General features: G+C 37.4%; 18 protein-coding genes. 5 read left to right on the forward strand and 13 right to left on the reverse strand.

The features are described from left to right. Window positions 1-22 precede the first annotated feature (22 nt). From glgB to argF, 9 genes are all read right to left on the reverse strand, one after another. On the reverse strand, window positions 23-1,786 hold the full coding sequence (glgB, locus tag RR062_01995; protein ID MEG2026485.1) for a 1,4-alpha-glucan branching protein GlgB: 1,764 nt from the start codon (window positions 1,784-1,786) through the stop codon (window positions 23-25). Continuing rightward, entirely contained in the window at window positions 1,783-3,069 is a 1,287-nt protein-coding gene (locus RR062_02000) for a 4-alpha-glucanotransferase (GenBank protein ID MEG2026486.1), read from the reverse strand. The genes glgB and RR062_02000 overlap by 4 nt, the downstream gene beginning before the upstream one ends. Beyond that, window positions 3,066-3,752, reverse strand: coding sequence for a lysoplasmalogenase family protein (locus RR062_02005; GenBank protein MEG2026487.1), 687 nt, complete (start codon window positions 3,750-3,752; stop codon window positions 3,066-3,068). The genes RR062_02000 and RR062_02005 overlap by 4 nt, the downstream gene beginning before the upstream one ends. A 144-nt stretch (window positions 3,753-3,896) precedes the next feature. Then, entirely contained in the window at window positions 3,897-5,087 is a 1,191-nt protein-coding gene (locus RR062_02010) for a glycine C-acetyltransferase (protein MEG2026488.1), read from the reverse strand. A gap of 3 nt (window positions 5,088-5,090) precedes the next feature. Then, window positions 5,091-6,140: an L-threonine 3-dehydrogenase gene (gene tdh / locus RR062_02015; protein MEG2026489.1), complete on the reverse strand. Its 1,050-nt coding sequence runs from the start codon at window positions 6,138-6,140 to the stop codon at window positions 5,091-5,093. A 264-nt stretch (window positions 6,141-6,404) separates the two neighbouring features. Further along, window positions 6,405-6,944, reverse strand: a complete 540-nt coding sequence (locus RR062_02020) for an inorganic diphosphatase (protein MEG2026490.1) — start codon at window positions 6,942-6,944, stop codon at window positions 6,405-6,407. A 154-nt stretch (window positions 6,945-7,098) separates the two neighbouring features. Then, a complete protein-coding gene (locus RR062_02025; protein ID MEG2026491.1) occupies window positions 7,099-8,298 on the reverse strand; it encodes a pyridoxal phosphate-dependent aminotransferase in 1,200 nt (399 codons plus the stop codon). 63 nt (window positions 8,299-8,361) lie between these two features. Then, on the reverse strand, window positions 8,362-9,288 hold the full coding sequence (arcC, locus tag RR062_02030) for a carbamate kinase (protein ID MEG2026492.1): 927 nt from the start codon (window positions 9,286-9,288) through the stop codon (window positions 8,362-8,364). Further along, a complete protein-coding gene (gene argF / locus RR062_02035; protein MEG2026493.1) occupies window positions 9,285-10,292 on the reverse strand; it encodes an ornithine carbamoyltransferase in 1,008 nt (335 codons plus the stop codon). Before argF ends, arcC begins: the two co-directional genes overlap by 4 nt. 258 nt (window positions 10,293-10,550) lie before the next feature. Here argF and RR062_02040 point away from each other — a divergent pair, with 258 nt between their 5' ends. Next, entirely contained in the window at window positions 10,551-13,442 is a 2,892-nt protein-coding gene (locus RR062_02040; GenBank protein ID MEG2026494.1) for an insulinase family protein, read from the forward strand. A gap of 189 nt (window positions 13,443-13,631) precedes the next feature. Here the strand turns inward: RR062_02040 and RR062_02045 are convergent, their stop codons facing one another. The 4 genes from RR062_02045 to RR062_02060 form a co-directional block, all read right to left on the reverse strand. Further along, entirely contained in the window at window positions 13,632-14,453 is an 822-nt protein-coding gene (locus tag RR062_02045; protein ID MEG2026495.1) for an Mrp/NBP35 family ATP-binding protein, read from the reverse strand. Between the two features lie 151 nt (window positions 14,454-14,604). Then, the gene (locus tag RR062_02050) at window positions 14,605-15,396 is read right to left on the reverse strand and encodes a DUF6198 family protein (protein ID MEG2026496.1); all 792 of its coding nucleotides are present in this window, start codon (window positions 15,394-15,396) and stop codon (window positions 14,605-14,607) included. A gap of 8 nt (window positions 15,397-15,404) precedes the next feature. Next, entirely contained in the window at window positions 15,405-15,887 is a 483-nt protein-coding gene (locus RR062_02055; GenBank protein MEG2026497.1) for a GNAT family N-acetyltransferase, read from the reverse strand. Window positions 15,888-15,941: 54 nt separating this feature from the next. Then, window positions 15,942-16,709 carry an AAA family ATPase gene (locus tag RR062_02060; GenBank protein MEG2026498.1) on the reverse strand — a complete coding sequence of 256 codons (768 nt, stop codon included), beginning with the start codon at window positions 16,707-16,709 and terminating at the stop codon, window positions 15,942-15,944. A gap of 224 nt (window positions 16,710-16,933) precedes the next feature. Between RR062_02060 and RR062_02065 the strand changes: the two genes are divergently transcribed. From RR062_02065 to RR062_02080, 4 genes are read left to right on the forward strand one after another with little or no spacing between them, the layout of a single operon-like run. Continuing rightward, window positions 16,934-17,236: a (2Fe-2S)-binding protein gene (locus RR062_02065; protein ID MEG2026499.1), complete on the forward strand. Its 303-nt coding sequence runs from the start codon at window positions 16,934-16,936 to the stop codon at window positions 17,234-17,236. Continuing rightward, window positions 17,233-18,321 carry an NAD(P)/FAD-dependent oxidoreductase gene (locus RR062_02070; GenBank protein MEG2026500.1) on the forward strand — a complete coding sequence of 363 codons (1,089 nt, stop codon included), beginning with the start codon at window positions 17,233-17,235 and terminating at the stop codon, window positions 18,319-18,321. The genes RR062_02065 and RR062_02070 overlap by 4 nt, the downstream gene beginning before the upstream one ends. Further along, the gene (locus RR062_02075) at window positions 18,321-19,088 is read left to right on the forward strand and encodes a (2Fe-2S)-binding protein (GenBank protein ID MEG2026501.1); all 768 of its coding nucleotides are present in this window, start codon (window positions 18,321-18,323) and stop codon (window positions 19,086-19,088) included. The genes RR062_02070 and RR062_02075 overlap by 1 nt, the downstream gene beginning before the upstream one ends. Then, window positions 19,081-20,229, forward strand: coding sequence for an FAD-binding oxidoreductase (locus RR062_02080; protein ID MEG2026502.1), 1,149 nt, complete (start codon window positions 19,081-19,083; stop codon window positions 20,227-20,229). Before RR062_02075 ends, RR062_02080 begins: the two co-directional genes overlap by 8 nt. Window positions 20,230-20,306 lie beyond the last annotated feature (77 nt).

Consider the following 20,306-nt stretch of genomic DNA (forward strand, 5'->3'; position numbering starts at 1 on the left):
GTACCTCGTAATATATTTGGCGTTAGTCTAGTAAATAGTAATTTGCGCTAAGTGGCAATAAGTCTAATGTAATTTTGCCTTCGTTATCGGTAATAAAACTGCTCATTTGGTCGGTTGACATAATACAAGTAAATTTTGCCAAGCCATATTTAGTATATAACGTATAATTAGACCTAGTATCTTGTGAAAAATTAAATACGCAAAGCATAGTTTGGCTTGAACTTTTTCTCAAAAAGGCAAGCACGCCGTTATTGTCATTTGCTTGAATGGCAATAAATCCGTCAGGCGAATAGTCAAGCTCGAATAAACTCGGGTGGGACAAGTAAATATTGCCTAGACGAGCAAAATAATCTAGGTAATCTTTATGCGACGCATAGTCAAGTAGCAACCAGTCGACTTCTCTTGTAGGGTTCCACTCGATAAACTGCGCAAGTTCGTTGCCCATAAAATTAAGTTTTTTGCCAACTTGGGCAAATAACAAAGCCGAAAGCGTTTTTAATCCCCTAAACTTTTGCTGGTAATCGCCGGGTAATTTGCCTATTAAGGAACATTTACCGTGTACGACTTCGTCGTGTGAAAAAGGTAAAATATATTTTTCGCTTTGAGAATACATAAGCGGAAAAGTCAATTTGTTGTAAACTTCATAACGTTTGTCAAACGGAGCGCAAAAATACGATAAAGTATCGTTCATCCAGCCCATATTCCATTTAAAATCAAAGCCTAATCCGCCTTGACAAGTACTGCCGGTAACTTTATTAAATGCGGTAGATTCTTCGGCGATTAAAATACAATTCGGGCAAGTAGCGCTAATTGTGTTAGATAATTTGCGTAAAAAATCAATAGCTTCTAAATTATAATTACCGCCATATATATTTTTATTCCATTCGCCGTCGGCTCGGTCATAATCTAAATAAAGCATACTTGCGACTGCGTCAACTCTAAGTCCGTCAAAGTGAAACTCCCTAAGCCAATAAATTGCGCAGGAAATTAAAAAATCTACGACTTGGGGCTTGGCATAGTCAAAAATATTTGTTCCCCAACTCTTATGCTCCCTTCTTGTTTGGTCTTGACTCTCGTATAAGCAACTGCCGTCAAACTCAATCAAGCCAAATTCGTCTTTGCAAAAATGGGCAGGCACAAAGTCGAGAATAACGCCTATGTCGTTAGCGTGGAGAGTGTCGACAAGATATTTTAAATCGTCGGGGTTGCCGTAACGTGAAGTAGGCGAAAAGAAACCCGTAACTTGGTACCCCCACGAATCGTCTAACGGATACTCCGCAAGCGGTAGAAATTCTACATAGTTAAAGGACATTTTTTTACAGTAATTGCAAATTAATGGCGCAAGTTCTCGATAATTATATTCTATTCCATTGTGTCTACGCCAACTGCCTAAGTGCATTTCGTAGATATTTACAGGCTTTTTATCTAAACAAGTCCTCTTATTAATATATCTAGCGTCGCAAAATTCGTACAAACTTTCAAAAACAATAGAATTTGTGCTACCTCTTGTTTGCGAATACTTTGCGTAAGGGTCTGCCTTATATTTAATGCCTTGATTAGTTTCTATTACAAATTTGTATTGGTCAAAGTCGGTAGCCTTAGTAATAACCGACCAAACTCCGTCACTGTCTTTTTTAAGGGGGCAATTCGCATAGTCCCAGTTATTAAACGTGCCAAAAAGATATACTGCGTAAGCGTTTGGCGCATATACTCTAAAAACAAACCTATCTTTATCAAATCGGTTTGCGCCTAAGTAATTATAATCTTGAATATTTTTCACGTTCATCTATTGTATTTTGCAGTAAGGTCTGCAATCCTTTGCGCTTGAAGGCTAGATTGTTCTTTCGCCTGCGCCATATAATTGTCGTTTTTGTTTATAACGCCGTCAAGACAAGATAGGTCTTGCATATTTATAATAATTTCGTCCCAACTTGACGCAAATAAATCTTCAATTTGTGTCTTGACCTCGTTGATATGAGTTAAGTCGTCAAGACTTTTGTCAACCTCTAAGTAACAAACACAATTTGCATAACTGTTACGAGGAGAAATTATGTCTTTTTTAAATGTATTAGCCGTTGGAATAGCTAAATGAGTTAACATTTTTTTATATGTTTTACCAATGTTTTGAGCTTCTACAATTATTTGATTTTTTAGTCCAATCAGTAACTTATCAATAGAAAATCGCCTATTTGTAATAATTTTCTTAATTTTAGGGCGTTTAATATCTATCGCTACAACTTTTAACGTCATAGATAAGTCGTTAACTTTGATTATATCAAATAGCTGTTTAGCGTAGTCAAGCTTTTGACTTAAATATGTCGAGTTTGCTAACGCTTTATAGTTATAGGCAGGATAAATAGTGTTTTCGCATTTTGTTTTTGCCAAGTCTACCTTGTACTTAGGCAATTTATCACTGCCAAGCAAAAAAATATTTTGGTTAGCCCAAACATCGGCGCTTTCAAGCGGAACGCTTTGACTAATTTGCCCGATTAACTTAATATTTGCTTGCGTAGCTTTATTAAAAACTTGAACAAATTGCTCACGCAAAATGTATTGCTCAAATTTGTAGTATTCTATTTCTTCTTCGCAAAGTTTGTTATATTTAATTTTACCTTGCTCGGTAGCAAACTTGATGTCGTCGTCCCAATCTAGCCAAGATTTATTTGTCAGTAGCTTAACTGCGCAAAATAAAGCGTAATCGTCTAACCACTCTTTATTTAAATCGCAAAAGTCGTGATAGCTAGCTATGTTAGGTTGAGCAAAGTAATTTACATAAGCTTTGCTAAAAAGTTTGAGTTTAATTTCTCTTGCGTGGTCTATATCTAAGCAATTTTTCTTCTCGCAAACCAAATCTTGTTGGCAAAGTAACCCTTTCTCGACAAAATAATCAAGGTCAACTAACAAGCTGTCGATTGCAAAGGAAGATAAATATGTAATTGTTCCTATATCCCAATAACTTTGCTTAGCTACCGACAAAAATTTAATAAAACTTTCAGCCTCATAGCCCAAACTACCACAACCAAATTTGTCGGGCAAACTAGATATAGGCAAATAAAGTCCGCTTTTCATAGTAGAAAGCCTAGCGATAACGCAACAAGGAAAATACCTGCAAAATAACTGGCGCTATTGCAAATTAAAATGCTTTTTTTGCGCCATTTATAATTATATAATACTATAAAATAATCGGATATCATAAATAATGTCATTCCTACGGCAAAAAGAGTGGCAAAAACACTCTGTCTATACGTAGCTATGCAAATGCTAAGTAATGCGCAAATAGATATTGTCATAAGGTAAGCTACGACTAACCAAGCGCTATTGCCAAAACTAATAAGTTTAAGCCTTTGAGCGACTATTATAAGTATAAATAAAACAAAACACCCTAGTAGCCCCCAGCTATATGTCGTAAACGGAACGCCAAAAATATTAATCATATAAACTAAGGTTGCAAGTAAGGCAATGTTGCCTACATAAAAAATAATTCCGCCGTTGACTAGCCCTTCTTTTGTATTTGTAGTAACTAAAAAGATATCGCCTGCAAGCGTAAAGACAAGCCCAACCAACATTGCAATTTGAATAATCGGTCTAGTAAAGTTGAGGGCAGAGCCAACTACGGCTAAGGCGAAATAGAGAACGGCTAGGATAGTCTTAACAACTATTCTATTTGTACGATTTTGCCTAACTTCAACAAAGAAATATATAAATAGTAGTACCGCATAGACTACTAAAAATAGTATTTGATATAATTGCATTTGTTCCCCCTACTTTGTTTACGCAAAATAATTATATCATATTTTATAGTAACAATAAAGGTATTTACATAAAAAATCTGTCGCAAAATGTTGATTAAAAAAATGGGACTACCTAAGTAGTCCCAAAAAACAATAGTTTAAAAATTAAAATGCTAATTCTTTTTTTACTTCAATAAAGGCTTCGACGCAGTTGTCAATGTCGGCTTTTGTATGAGAGGCTGACATTTGAGTACGTATTCTAGCTTTATTTTGAGGTACGACAGGATAGTAGAAACCTACTACGTAGATGCCCTTTTTAAGCATAGCTTCGGCAACGTTTGCTGCAAGCGTTGCGTCAAACAACATTACAGGCACAATCGGGTGTCCTTGTCCGGCAAGCGTAAAACCAGCGTCCGTCATTCTTTGACGGAAATAACTTGCGTTATCCATTACACGTTTGCAAGAAGAAGTATCGTTTTTAAGAATTTTAAGAATTTCCAAAGTAGTAGCGGCTATTGAGGGAGCAAGCGTATTACTAAACAAATAAGGACGACTTCTTTGACGCAAAAGGTCTATGATACCTTTTCTACCGCTTGTAAAGCCACCAGATGCCCCGCCAAGCGCCTTACCTAGCGTGCCGGTAATAATGTCTACCCTATTAGTTACGCCACAGTACTCGGGCGTTCCCCTGCCTGTTGCGCCTACAAAGCCCGTTGCGTGAGAGTCGTCTACCACTACAAGACAGTCGTATTTATCGGCAAGAGCGCATATACCTGCAAGGTCGGCAATTATACCGTCCATTGAGAAAACACCGTCGGTTACAATAATCTTTTGTCTTGCGCCCTTATCATTTGCCTCTTTGATACACTGTTCTAGGCTTGCCATATCGTTGTTTTTGTATCTTAAACGCATAGCTTTGCTTAGCCTTACGCCATCAATAATACTTGCGTGATTGAGTTCGTCGCTAATTATAGCGTCCTCTGCCGTTGTGATTGTTTCAAATAAACCGCCGTTTGCATCAAAGCAAGAAGAATAAAGAATGGTGTCTTCGGTTGAAAGATAGTCGCTTAAACTAGCCTCTAATTCCTTGTGGACGCTTTGAGTGCCACAAATAAATCTTACGCTTGACATACCATAGCCGTATTTGTCATAGCTAAGTTTTGCCGCCTTAATTACACGTTTGTCGTCGCAAAGTCCTAAATAATTGTTAGCGCAAAAATTAATAACGCCCCTACTTGCAGTAGTATCGATAATGTTACTTTGCGGTGTGGTAATTATTCTCTCGGTCTTCCACAAGCCTTGCTCTTTGATACTGTCGTTAAGCGAGTCTACAATTTGTTTGCTGTTATTATACATTGATTATTCCCCCTTACTCCAATTTAATATTACTTTGCCACATTCTGCCTTATCCATAAGTTCAAATCCTTGAAGATAATCAGTATAGTCAAAGTGATGAGTGATAATTTTGCTAATATCTAGTCCGCCTTGTAGCATAGATGTCATCTTGTGCCACGTTTCAAAAACTTTACGACCGTAAATACCCTTGATGTTAAGTTGCCCAAAGATTATACGCTCCCAGTCGACTTGGGTATTTTGACTTAAAATACCTAAACAAGCTATATTTCCGCCATTAATCATATTCTCTATCATTTCGGCAAAAGCGTATTTGTTGCCCGACATTTCATAACCTATGTCAAAGCCTTCTTTCATACCCAGTTCTTTTTGAAGTTGCTTTAATGATTTATTAGCCGTATTTACGGTAATTACGTTGGGAACGACTTTTTTAGCTAGTTCAAGTCTATAATCGTTGACGTCGGTAATTACTACTTTTCTCGCCCCGTTATGTAGACAAATTGCCGAAGCCATAATGCCGATTGAGCCTGCGCCTGTAATAAGCACGTCTTCGCCGACTACGTCATAAGTAAGCGCAGTGTGAGTAGCGTTGCCAAACGGGTCAAAAATTGCGTACATATCTTCGGGTATTGATTTGTCGCACGCCCAAAGGTTAGCAAGAGGAATATTTGCATATTGCGCAAAAATACCTTGTCTGTTAACGCCAATGCCTAAGGTGTTATTACACATATCGAGTTGACCACGTCTACAATTACGACAAGTACCACAAGTAATATGACCTTCGGCGCTTACTAAATCGCCAACTTTGAAGTTTGTAGGTCTATCGCTCTTAATTTCTACAATTTCGCCTACAAATTCGTGTCCTATTACCATAGGAATAGGAACATTCTTCGCCGTCCATTCGTCATAACGGTAGATATGTAAATCCGTACCACAAATTGCTGTCTTTCTAATCTTAATTAAAGCCTCGTTTTGTTGTAAGAGAGGTATATCAACCCTTTCGAGTTCTAGCCCTTTGCTAGGATATCTCTTGACTAATGCGTCCATTTTTGGCATAAAAATTTGCTCCTTTGTTATATATTTTTTCACCCATATTCTAGCACACTTTGTAATAGTTTACAACTACGATTGAACATATTATTAAATATTTGCAAATATTTTTATTGAAGAAAATTATTAAATATATATAATTTTTTTGCGGCAAGCTATTTTAAATACAACTCAAATTATCTTTTTGCCAGTACTTTTTTGACAATAAAAAAATTCTTCTATACTGTTAAGATATAGAAGAATATTAATTAAAATTGCATACAAACTAGATTATTTATATTCGTCGCCAAAAATTTGTTGGTAACAATCAAATGACTTTTGTATTACTCTAATTGCTTCGTCTGCGCCCCTAACTTTATCTACGGCAGTTTCCATACCTTCAAGCGCCTTATAAACGGTAAAAAAGTGCCTTATTTCGTCAAAAGTATGACTGGGTAAGTCGCAAATATCCTTATAGGTGTTGTACATTGGGTCTGAAAAAGGTATGGCGATAATTTTTTCATCTAGTCTAGAATTGTCCATCATACTAATTACGCCTATCGGGTAGCATCTAACCATAACCATAGGTTCGATTGCCTCGCTAGAAAGTATAAGCACGTCTAGCGGATCGCCGTCGTCGGCATAAGTGCGAGGTATAAAACCATAGTTTGCCGGATAGTGAGTAGAGGTATACAGTATGCGGTCAAGAATAAGTAGTCCTGTTTCTTTGTCAAGCTCATATTTCTTTTTACTGCCTTTTTCTATCTCTACAACGGCTATAAAGTCCGTAGTAGATATTCGTTTTTTGTTTATTCCGTGCCAGATATTCATTTTTTCCCCACCTTATAATTGATAATTAATTATACTTAAAATGTATTGCCTTGTCAATAAATATTTTATACGGCTAAGTGGTTAAAAAGAGCTGTAAAAATAATTTTCTACAACTCTTTTTATAGTTAACTAATTAACTTGATAAAACTAAGTTTTATTTAACTTCTGCCAAAAAATCTTTAATGCGGTCAAGCCCTTCGTTTATCTTTTCAATGTTTGTCGCATAGGAAAGCCTAATAAAGTTTGGAGCTCCAAAACCCTCGCAAGGAATAACGGCAACCGAAACATTGTCGATAATCAAGCTTGCAAGTTTGTTAGCGCCATCTATTACTACGCCGTTATAGCTCTTGCCAAAGAAACTTGAAACGTCAACCATAATATAGAATGCGCCCTTAGCGTGAATAGCTTTAACGCCCTTAATTGTACTCAATTTCTCTAACATACGATTGCGACGAGCTAAGAATGTCGAGCGCATTTCGTCTAAGAAACTTTCGTCGCTATTTAATGCGACTTGCGAAGCATATTGCGAAGGAGTGTTAGCGTTACTGCTCTCGTGGCTTTGTAGTCCGTCCATAAGTTTAGCTACCCTTGTTGTGGGAGCTGCCGCAAACCCGATACGCCAACCTGTCATAGCGTAGGCTTTGCTCATACCGTTGATAACTATTGTGCGGTCGTACATACCGTCTAAACTTGCGATAGATACGTGTTTGTTACCATCATATACTAACTTTTCATAAATTTCGTCGGCTACTACCCAAATGTTGGGGTGTCTTCTTAGTACGGCTGCTATGCTTTCTAACTGTTCTCTTGAATACACTGCGCCTGTTGGGTTAGACGGCGAATTGAGAATAAGCGCCTTAGTCTTACTCGTAATGGCTTTTTCTAAGTCGCTTGGATTGACTATAAACTCATTTTCGGCAAGACAATTAACAACTACGCTTTTGCCTCCGCAAATGCCAACTAATTCGGGGTAAGTCAACCAGTAAGGCGCAAGAATAATTACTTCGTCGCCCTCGTCTACAAGCACTTGCAAAGCGTTAAATAACGATTGTTTAGCTCCGTTACTAACTACAATTTGAGTTTTGTCGTAAACTAAGTCATTATCTCTCTTAAATTTATCGCATACGGCTTGCCTCAAAACAGGAGTACCCGAACTTGCGGTGTACTTCGTCATACCTTTATCTAAGGCTTCTTTGCCGGCTTCTACTATATGCTTAGGAGTGTTAAAATCAGGTTCGCCCACGCCAAACGATATAACGTTAACTCCCTTTGCCTTTAACTCGTTGCTCTTTGCGGTAATAGCCAAAGTCAAACTCGGCGATACTGCAAGACATCTTTTGCTAAAATTTTCCATTTCTAACTCCTTTTTTGTTAAAAATACTTAAACTAAGTTGTTTAGTTTCTAAAACGGTTGATACTATTCTGTAATGACTGTTCCGCTCTTACCCGCAAGAGCAAGCGCTGTTTTTTCAAGATTGGCAATTACAGCTTGCTTATCGCTACCTTTTACAAATGATAAGGCGCTACTTACCTTAGGAAGCATACTTCCCTTGCCAAACTGCCCCTCAGCCATTAATTTTTCGGCTTGCGAAACGGTTAAAACGTCAAGGTCAACTTGATTAGGCTTGCCAAAGTTTATACTTACCTTGTCAACTGCGGTAAGTATAACAAGCTTGTCGGCAGAAATAATCTTAGCAAGTAAAGCGCTTGCAAAGTCTTTGTCTATTACTGCTGGTACGCCAACATATTTGCCGTCTTGTTCGATTACCGGAATACCGCCTCCGCCAACTGTAATTACTATGCAATTTGAGTTGATTAAAGTAGATATAACGTCTTTTTCAACTATATCGATTGGTAGTGGCGAAGCTACAACTCTACGAAAACCTTGCGCTCCAAAGTCCTTCATAATATAGCCGTTTTCCCTTTCGAGTATCTCAGCCTTTTGTTTGTCGACAAATGCGCCGATTGGTTTAGTTGGGTTAGTAAAGCCCGAGTCGTCTTTATTTACAATAACTTGGGTAACTACCGCTACTGCCGAACGAACAATATTCCTTCTTTTAAGTTCGGTTTGTAGAGCGTTTTGTAAATGATAGCCTATATAACCTTGACTCATTGCCCCACATTCGGGAAAAGGCATTATCGGCGTAGAGTTATCAACCTTATTAGCCGTTTCAAATACGCTATTTATCATACCTACTTGCGGACCGTTACCATGAGTGACAACTACGCTGTGTCCTTGTTCGATTAGGTCGACTATTGCCTTTGCGGTATTAATTACAAGTTCCTTTTGTTGAGTAGGAGTACTGCCAAGAGCATTACCCCCGAGCGCTACGACAAGTTTCATACTCTTTTTCTGCCCCCGTCTATTGTAGCTACCATAATAGCTTTAATAGTGTGCATACGGTTTTCGGCTTCGTCAAATACTTTACTATTTTCACAACGGAAAACTTCGTCGCTAACTTCCATTTCTTTTAGACCATATTTTTCAAATATATCTTTGCCAACTGAGGTTTCTAGGTCGTGGAAAGAAGGTAGACAATGTAAGAAGATACAATTCTTGTTGCCAGTCTTCTTATACATATCCATAGTTACTCTATAAGGTTCAAGCAATTTAATACGTTGCTCGTATTGAGCTTCTTCGCCCATAGATACCCAAACGTCGGTATAAAGCACGTCTGCGCCAGCTACGCCTTCTTCGACATTGTCTGTTAAGGTAACGCTACCGCCGGTTTGTTTGCAAAGGTCTTTCATTTGATTTACTAAGTCTTGGCTAGGGAATAATTCCTTAGGAGCAAGTCCTACAAAGTGCATACCGAGTTTTGCGCAAATTATCATAAGGCTGTTGCCCATATTATTACGAGCGTCGCCTACGTATACTAATTTAACTTGATTTAGGGGTTTGTCAACAAATTCTCTTATTGTCATAACGTCGGCAAGAACTTGTGTGGGGTGATATTGGTCGGTTAAACCATTCCAAACTGGTACGCCTGCGTGTTTGGCAAGAAGTTCAACTACTCTTTGCTCAAAACCACGATATTCGATACCGTCATAAAATCTACCAAGAACTTTTGCAGTATCTTCGAGAGATTCTTTTTTGCCCATTTGACTATTAGATAAGAAAGTTACGTTTGCGCCCTCGTCAAAGCAAGCTGTTTCAAATGCGCAACGAGTACGTGTGCTTGTCTTGTCAAATAACAAAACGATGTTTCTGTTTTCTAGACCTCTGCCTACTTTGCCCTGTTGTTTTTTGGTCTTTAATTCCTTAGCTAAGTCCAATAAATACATAATTTCTTCGGGAGTGTAATCCAAGAGTGTCAATAAACTTCTGCCTACAAGATTAATTTTCATAGTGTGTTCGTACAAAACGTACGACCTCCTTTATTATTTTCTTTCATTTCCATTATAACATTAAGCCGACAAAAATCAAGCAAAAAGCCGTCTGTTTTTTCCATTATTGTTAAAAGTTCTGTAACATTCTGTTACATATATAATATTTTATTTGTTAAATATTTTAAAAAAACTAATTTTATTTTGCTTAGGTATTGCATTCTAGCTTAAACTATGACATAATACAAAAGTATGAACATATTTTAAAGGAGATATTTTATGACACAACTTTACGGTTTTAATCTAGACAAAAAGCAATACATTAAAGAAGTAAATTCTTATGGCTATTGTTATACTCACCAAAAGACAGGCTTAAAACTATTTTATTTGCAAAATGACGACACAAATAAGTCATTTAACATCAGTTTTGCTACGCCACCTGCAAATAGCACGGGCGTTGCCCACATAACTGAACACAGCGTGCTATGCGGTTCGACAAAATACCCCGTAAAAGAGCCATTCGTAGACCTTATTAAAGGTTCTCTCAACACATTCTTAAACGCTATGACCTATCCCGACAGCACGTATTACCCTTTTGCAAGTCAAAACGAGCAAGACTTTATGAACATAATGGGCATTTATCTTGACGCTGTATTTTGCCCTAATTCTGTCAAAAGAGAAGAAATATTCTTGCAAGAAGGCTGGCACTATCACTTAGAGAACAAACAAGACGACCTAACAATTAACGGAGTAGTCTATAACGAAATGAAAGGTTCGTTCTCTTCGCCCGAAACATTAATATTTGAAGAAGTTCAAAAAGCTTTGTTTAACAACGCTTACGCAAATTGTTCGGGTGGCAACCCCGACTTTATCCCCGAATTATCTTATAAGGAATTTGTAGAATTTCACCAAAAATATTACCACCCCAGCAACGCTTCTATCTTTTTATATGGCGACTGCGATATAAATAAAGTTTTAGCCTTTATCGATAAAGAATATCTAAGTAAATTTGATAGACTAGACGTTGATTCTAAGATTATCCCCACCCCTGTTCCCAACAAATTTAAGACGGTAAATATCGCCTACCCGATTGGCGAACAAGATACGCTAGAAGACAAAACTTTTGTAAATATTAGCTATGTCGTAGAGCAAAACCCCGAAATAAATTTTGCTATGAGCGTTCTTGCTCAAATATTGTTTGGCACGGAGGCTTCTCCCGTTAAGCTTGCCCTTCTTAACAACAATTTATGCGGAGACGTTAGCGCAGACTTTGTAGATTCGCTACTTCAACCTGTGTTTACCATACAGGTTTCTAACACAAACCCCGATAAAGTTGAGCAAATTAAGCAAACTATATTCGATACTCTTTACAATTTATACAAAAACGGCATTGATAAAGAATTAGTCGAAGCTTGTTTAAACAAAGCCGAATTCGATTTAAGAGAAGCTAATCACGGCGGTTTGCCAAAAGGCGTAATTTATAGCATTGCTTGCTTATTTAGCAACCTTTACGGCTTAGACGCATTCGCTCCCCTTTATTACGAAGACGTTATCGCTAAACTAAGAGCTGAAATTTCCAACAACTACTTCGAAAATTTACTAGAAGAAAAACTTCTCAATAACGTTTTTGGCGCTATGGTTGTGCTTACGCCTCAAAAAGGCATTGGCGAACAAAAAGCTATTGACGACGCAAAAAAATTAGCCGAATACAAGGCGTCGCTTTCTAGTCAAGAGATTGACCAAATCGTAGCAAAAACTCAGGCTTTACAAGCGTATCAACAAGCCCCCGACACCAAGGAAGCTACAAATACTATACCGGTGTTAAGTCTTAGCGACCTAGACAAAAAATCAAAATTCCTACCCGTTGAAACAAATTGCCAAAATAACGTAACAATAGTTTCTCACCAAACATTTACTAATGGCATAGCTTATGTCAACTTAATGTTTGATACTTCTAGCGTCGCTCAGCAAGACCTTGCATATCTAGGTATACTAAGTAAAGTTTTAAGTAAATTAAACACCGCTAACCATACTTACGAACAAATATCTAAGCAGAGTTTAATTCATAGCGGAGGCATAGAGTTTAGCACAAACGCATATTCAAATAATGCTAACACTAAGACCTTCCACCCCTATTTAATAGCCGAATTTAAGGCTGTTGACGCAAAAATACAACAAACTATCGAACTTGTTAAAGATATATTATTAAATACCGACTTTACCGACAAGGCAAGACTATTACAAATTCTTAACGGCGAAGTAGCGTATAGCCAAATGTTTATGCTTCAAGCAGGACACTCGGTAGTAAGCTATCGTGTAGGCTCGTATTTTAGCCCGATTATGAATTACTTTGAAAAGACTACAATGTACACTTACTTTGATCTAGTCAAATCAATAGTAGCCGACTACGACAATAAGGCAGACGAGCTAGTCGCTAAACTAATTTCTCTTGCAAAGCAAATTATTACAAAACCTAACTTGTTTGTAGGCGTAACGGGAGCAAAAGAGCAAATTGAAGCTCTAAACAAAGCTATTGACCAATTAACAACAGCTTTGCCTGCTAGCCAAATTACTGCGCAACCTCAACAATTTACGGTAGATTGCGCAAACGAAGCTTTCTTAACCCCTTCTAACGTGCAATACGTGGGTCAAGGTTACAACTTTATTGACTTAGGCTTTAAGTATAGCGGTCAACTTCTTGTAGCTAGCACAATACTAAGAAGCGATTATTTATGGAATAACGTAAGAGTACTAGGCGGAGCTTATGGCGCAATGCTCAATATGGGTAGAAACGGCAACTTTGTCTTAGTTTCTTATCGTGACCCTAAGCTTGCAGAAACATATCAAGTCTATGAGAATATGCCTAAGTATTTGCAAGAAATTAACCTTACCGACAAAGAAATATTGAAGTATATTATCGGCACTTTCCAAAGAATTGACGCCCCTCTAACGCCTCAACAAGCAGGACAAACTGCAATAACATATTACATCAATAAACTTACCGCAGACGATATACAACAAACTCGCAACGAGATATTCGCTTGCACTAACAAAGATTTAGTAGCAGTAGCCGACTTAGTTAAGGCAGTACTGAGCAAACACGCAGTTGCAACTCTTGGTAACGCTCAAAAAATACAAGAAAATAAAGATTTATTTAAAAAATTAATCTAAATTTAATTCTTGTGTTAACTTCTAGACTTAGACTATTTAAATTTAAAGCAAAGTCTTAGTTTCAAGTTTCGCAAATATAGTTTATTTTTAACGCTAAAAATACCACCCTTTTTGGGGTGGTATTTTTTTAACAAAGAAATTTATATAAATTTACCTAAGCATTTTAGCTTTAATATTTATCAAAATATTTTAGTCTTTAAATTGTTTGATAATCTTTTCAACCGCATTTGTTAAGTAATCTAATTTGCAAGCTTCTATATCGCCTTTATCGCAAAAAGTAGCAAGATTTTGGTCTATTGGAATACTAGCTAGCAAGGGTATATTATTTTGCTCGGCTACTTTGTTAGTTTTATTTTGCCCAAAGACATATAATTTTTTGTTACAATCGGGACATAACACATAACTCATATTTTCAACAATGCCGATTACGGGTATCTTCATCATTTCAGCCATTTTAACAGCTTTTTGCACAATTAAGGAAACTAATTCTTGCGGAGAAGTAACTACTATAATACCATCGACTTTAATTGATTGAAATACCGTAAGCGGAACGTCGCCTGTGCCCGGTGGCATATCGATAAACATATAGTCTACGTCTTTCCAAATTATTTCACCCCAAAACTGTTTAACGAGATTAGCTATAATTGGACCTCTCCAAATAATTGGTTGCGTTTCGTCGGGCAAAAGCAAGTTAGACGATACAATTTGTATGCCCTTGCGACTTAATTTAGGATACGCTCCGTTGTCGTCGCCGGACAAACTGCCCGAAACGCTAAACATCTTAGGAATAGACGGACCTGTGATATCTGCGTCAAGTATAGCTACCCTCTTGCCTTTGTCAAGCATACCTACTGCAAGTAAGGCTGTAACAAGAGATTTGCCCACCCCGCCTTTACCGCTAACTATGCCTATTACGTGTTTAACGCTAGACTGTGGGTGAAGTTTTTCTTCTAGGCTACGTTCTTGACAATCTTCTTTGCAACTAGAACAATCGTGATTACATTCGCTCATTTTTCTACTTCCTTTTATATTCTTTATTTATATAATCTACTTTTTACTAATTTTTATCAATTCTATTTTTTTGTTTGGTTTTGTTTATTTTAATTTGCTTAGTTTAGCTGTTTGACATTATAGCTAAATAGTTTTTATCTAAACTAAGCAATTAAAAACAAATTTTTCGCAGTAGCGGTCTAAGCGGTCGTTGAAGTAGTTTAATTACTAAGCCAACCGTCAAAGCTAATATTACCGTGCCTTCTCTAATGCCTACGACTTTTCCAAATACAATTAGCGATAAGATAATCGAGCTAATTACCATAAAGACATCAACTAATATTTTAAAAGTGGAAAAACTAAACTTCTTTTGCTTTTTGGTAATCGCAAGCGCAAGCCCTTCGACAGGTAGAGGCAATAAATCGACCTCGACATATAAAAATACGCCAAAAGCGATTAGTATTACGGCTATTGCTAACATACCTAATTGTCCAAAATATGTTGGAAAGCAAAAACCGCCTAGAACTAATTTCCACAAGTCGCAAGAATATCCAAAAATTGTTGAAAATATTAATTGAAAAACATTATACCACGCAAATTTTTTGCCTAGAATGCACCACTGCAAAATCACCCAAACGGCATAAGTAAGCGTTATTGTAACGCTTAAAGGTATATTGGTTGCTAGATAAATTATATAGGGCAAGCTACTCGCCGCAGAAATACCTAAATTGCTATTGATTGCAAACGCTACGCCCAAACCTATAAAAATTAGCCCGACAACGTAGATAATTACCCTAAGAACAAATTTTTTAGCGCTTTTTGCTTGCAAAACTTTATTTACATTTTGCTTGTCAAAAACTTCTTGTTCTGGGTTTAAATCTACTTGATTTTGACAACCTTTTGGAATATTATTGCCTAAATCTTGGTCTATTTCTTGTTCGTTATGCAAATTTTTATTTGTCATTTTAACCTTTATTGTTGTTTTTGATAGGCTAATCGTTCTTGTCCGTCGGCAAGAAAAATTATTCCGCAGTAAGTAAAACCAAACTTAGCAAATAAGTTCTGCATCACCATGTTGTCTTTGTGAGTGTCTACTCTAATATTTTTAATTTTGTCAAAACAAAACTCTAAGCAGGCTTTTGCTACGCCTTTACTGGTTTGACTGCTTGCAAGTCTATGTATGACGCCGTATTTATCCTCATTGAGCCATTTGCCTATGATATAAGAGTAAGTAGAATCATTTGCGATTGTAAAGCAAAAGACTCCGCAAATTGTATTATTTTCAAGACAAACATATAAGTTAGCGTTTAAAATATCTTGCTTGATTATTTGCCTACTGGGATATACTTTTTTCCATTGATTAGGGTTGCCTACTTTGGCCATAAAGTCTTGCGCAGTAGAATAAATTGACATAATATCGTCAAGTTGAGAAATATTTGCGTATTCTATCTTCAAATTAGTACCTCTTTCTAGCAGTAATATAGCACAATAATTTGCCTAAGGCAACAACTACTCAAACATTTTTTGATATCTAGATAAAAACATTTTTAAAAAATTAATGTTCTCTATTTCTTCAAATTTAATTGTTTTAAGCTGATTGCCCTCTATTTGTTTAATATCGGCAAGAGGAATAGCCGTAATTATTGGCGAATGAGTAGAAATAATAAATTGACAGTTGTGATGCGTAGCGTATTCTTGTATAATATAGGCAAGATTATATTGATTTTGGTAAGATAATGCGCTTTCGGGTTCGTCAATTAGATATAGTCCGTTGTCACGCAAGCGAGAATTAAAGAAAGTTAAAAACCCTTCGCCGTGAGAAGAAGTGGACAATTCTCTTTTATACATATTATTTAGCTGAAATAAAGTCGAAGCGTGCGGTTGGACGGCATAACTTTTGGCGGTGTCGCTTAAAGAGCTACTTTCTATTTCATTAATTTGTTCTTTGGCTTCCTTTTTCATTTGACAAACTTGTTTGATATAATCAATAAAGTCTTCGGCTGAAAAAAAGAATTTTGTCTTTGGAGTCGCTCTCCGTTCGATTACAAAACAAGACGTTACTTTTGCTATATCTTCGTTTATGCTATAAGCCGACAAAGAAAAGCAACTGCTTCTTTGAGCGAGTATTTTAATTAAAGTAGACTTCCCTGCGCCGTTATCTCCGCAAAAAATGGTAACTGGGCTAGTAAAACTTATGCTTTTACAGTTGTTGACAAGCGGAATAAAAGGATAGTCCGTTTTAGTTAAATTGTTGTTGACAAGTTTATCAATAAACATTTTTGCTCCCGTTTATCGTTTATTTTGTTTATTTTAATAAGTATATTGTACCATAAAATTAATATCTTTTCAAATGATATTTTATATTAACTAAATAGTAAAAACTTAAATAAATGAAAAAAAGCTAAGTATTTTTCCAAAACATCTTGATTTTATGTGACATTTTGCTATACTTAAAACGTAGACAATATTATGTCTAAATCTATAATAATTGGCGGTGTATTATGCGTATTGAAGAACATCCTATATTGACTTTTCCAAAGGGGAAAATGGTCAAGTTTTATTTTTGTGGCAAAGAACTTTACGGCAAAGAGGGCGAGCCCATAGTTGCGGCTTTACACGACAATAATATCAAGGTGTTAGGCTATTCCAACAAATCACGCCCTCGTGGACTGTACTGCGCAATAGGTAATTGCTCGTCTTGCCTTGCGACTGTAAACGGAGAACCTAATGTTCGCACCTGCGTAACTCCGCTACAAGAGAATATGCAAGTTGAGATACAACACGGCAAAGGAGTGATAAAATGATTAACACAGATTTAGCCATAATTGGCGGAGGCCCTGCTGGTATGCGAGCGAGCGTTCAAGCGGCAAAGATGGGCGCAAAAGTCATTTTAATTGACCGTAACGCTAACTTAGGCGGACAACTTATCAAACAAACGCACAAATTTTTCGGTTCAGAAAAACAATACGCCTCAAAAAGAGGCATTGATATTTGTAAAATTCTACTTCAAGAAGTTTTAGATAATCCAAACATCACCATTATGACAAATGCAACCGTACTTGGCGTATATGAAGACGGCGTAATAACTATCGAACAAAACAACAAATATAAAAAAGTCTTTCCAAAGGCTATTATAGTGGCTACCGGCGCAAGCGAGAAATTTTTACCATTTGCAAATAATGATTTGCCCGGTATTTATGGCGCAGGCGCAGTGCAAACGCTTATGAATGTTTATGGGGTTGCTCCCGGAAACAAAGTTGTGATGGTAGGCGCAGGCAATATAGGCTTAATTGTAAGCTACCAACTACTTCAAGCAGGCGTTTCGGTAGTAGCGGTCATTGACGCTGCCCCAAACATAGGCGGTTACCTTGTTCACGCTAGCAAGCTTGCAAGACTAGGCGTGCCTATTATGACTAGTACGACCATTAAAATGGCGCACGGCGTTGACTGTGTTGAAGGAGTTACCCTAGTCAAACTTGACGCTAATTGGCAAGAAATTCCTTCTAGCGAATTCTATCTTTCTTGCGATAATTTATGTATTTCGGTAGGTTTAAGTCCGCTATGCGAGTTACTCTATCAAGCAAATTGTAAAATGAGCTATGTTTCTACCTTAGGCGGATTTGTGCCTATGCGCAACGAATTAATGCAAACTTCAATACCTAATATATTTATAGCCGGCGACGTTGCAGGCGTAGAAGAAGCTAGTTCGGCAATGGTTGAAGGTTCAATCGCAGGGCTTACGGCAAGCAAATATTTAGGCTTTAATATGCCCGACTACGAAATGACTTTGCAAGATTATTTAAGTCAAATAGCTACGCTTAGAAACGGTCCAATAGGTAAAAAAATTACCCAAGCGCTTGAACAAGTTAAATTAGGAGGTAACGAATAATGTTAGAAAAAACTGGTATCGCCGAACAAAATTTAATTGACCAAGTTATTCCTAGTCAAATAAGGCTCTCAAAAGGCGCTGTGGCGGTCGTTGAATGTTTTCAATGTATTCCCTGCAACCCTTGTTACACTGCCTGCGTACGTGGAGCGATGAAGAAATTGACCGATATAAACGATAGACCCCAAGTCAATACCGACATTTGTAACGGCTGTGGAATGTGCCTTACAAGTTGTCCGGGTCTTGCGATATTTATAGTTGACTGCTCTTATAGCGACAAAGAGTGCTTGATTAAACTTCCTTACGAGTTCCTTCCCCTACCAAAAGAAAACAGTTTTGTAACCGCAACCGACCGTAGCGGTAAACCCGTTTGTCGAGCCAAAGTTGTAAAAGTTACACTTTCGGCTAGACAAGACCGAACCGCTATAATTAGTTTAGTTGCGCCGAAAGAATTTGCTAACGTAATAAGATGTTTTAAAATCGAAGATATTTATTCCAATAACACAATCATTTGTAGATGCGAAGGGCTTACCTTAGGCGAATTAAGAGAGCTTATTCGCAAGGGGTACACTACTCTTGACGAGATAAAGCGTATTTCTAGGGCGGGTATGGGAGCTTGTCAAGGTAGAACGTGCAGGCAACTTATTATGAATGAAATTGCAAAAATTACCAATGTCAAACCGGCAGACCAACTTATGTCGACTTATAGACCGCCGGTAAAACCAATTAAATTAGGACTACTTGCAACGGAGGACGACGACAATGAATAAAAGCGCAAGCGTAGTAATTATAGGCGGAGGTATCTCAGGCGTATCAATCGCTTACGAACTAGCCAAACGAGGACAAAAAAACATAGTTCTACTTGAAAAAAATTTTTTAGCCAGCGGTTCGACGGGCAGGTGCGGAGCAGGTATTCGTATGCAATGGGGTACAAAAACTAATTGTTTGCTCAGTAAATTTGCAGTAGAAAAATATAAAACCGCAAATCAAGAACTTGACTATGAGTATGATATCGAATTTAAACAAGGCGGTTATTTGTTATCGGCTGCGACCGAAAAAGAAATGTCGCAATTTAGAAAAAACGTCGAGCTTCAAAATAGTCTAGGCATTAATAGTAGAATGATTACGCCACAAGAGGCAAAAGAAATTATCCCCTACATTAACACCGATTATATGATAGGCGGAACATTTTGCCAAGAGGACGGACACTTAAACCCTTTCCACACCACGCAGGCTTATGCAAATGCCGCTACAAGGTTAGGCGTTACCATTGAGAAGTTTACCGAAGTTATGGGTATTGAGGTCAAAAACGGCAAAGTTTGTGGCGTAAATACCACAAAAGGCTATATCTCAACAGATACTGTCGTAGATTGTTGCGGTGGCTATTCGCAAAATATCGCAAGCCTTGTAGGCATTAAACTTCCTCTTTATACTCAACGACATCAAATACTTGTCACCGAACCCGTAGAAGAACTGCAAGGGCCTATGTTTATGGGCTTTGTTCACAACATATACATACAACAAACCCCAAATGGCAGTTTTATAATGGGACGAGGCGACGACAACGAGCCTACTGACCTACGTATAACAAGTAGTTGGCAATTTCTTGAAGAAATGGCTAAAAATTGCATTAAATTATTGCCTTTGCTTAAAGAACTTACAGTAATTCGTCAATGGTCGGGGCTATATAATATGTCGCCCGACAAACAACCGATATATGGCAAAGCGCCCGAAGTAGAAGGTTTCTTTGTCGCTGCGGGTTTTTCCGGACACGGCTTTATGTTTGGACCTGTAACCGGCGTAGTTATGGCGGATATGATACTGCAACTACCGCCCGAAGTAGATATTTCGGCTATGCCTTACGATAGATTTACTACGGGAGATTTATTTGTCGAACCAAGCGTAGTATAAATAAATTCTTATAGTTAAACTGTTTAAATAGCTACGCTTATGTGTTATAACTATATAGACCTAGTTATAGTTTTACC

Source organism: Clostridia bacterium, assembly GCA_036654455.1.
In the GTDB taxonomy this organism is placed as follows: domain Bacteria; phylum Bacillota; class Clostridia; order Christensenellales; family CAG-314; genus JAVVRZ01.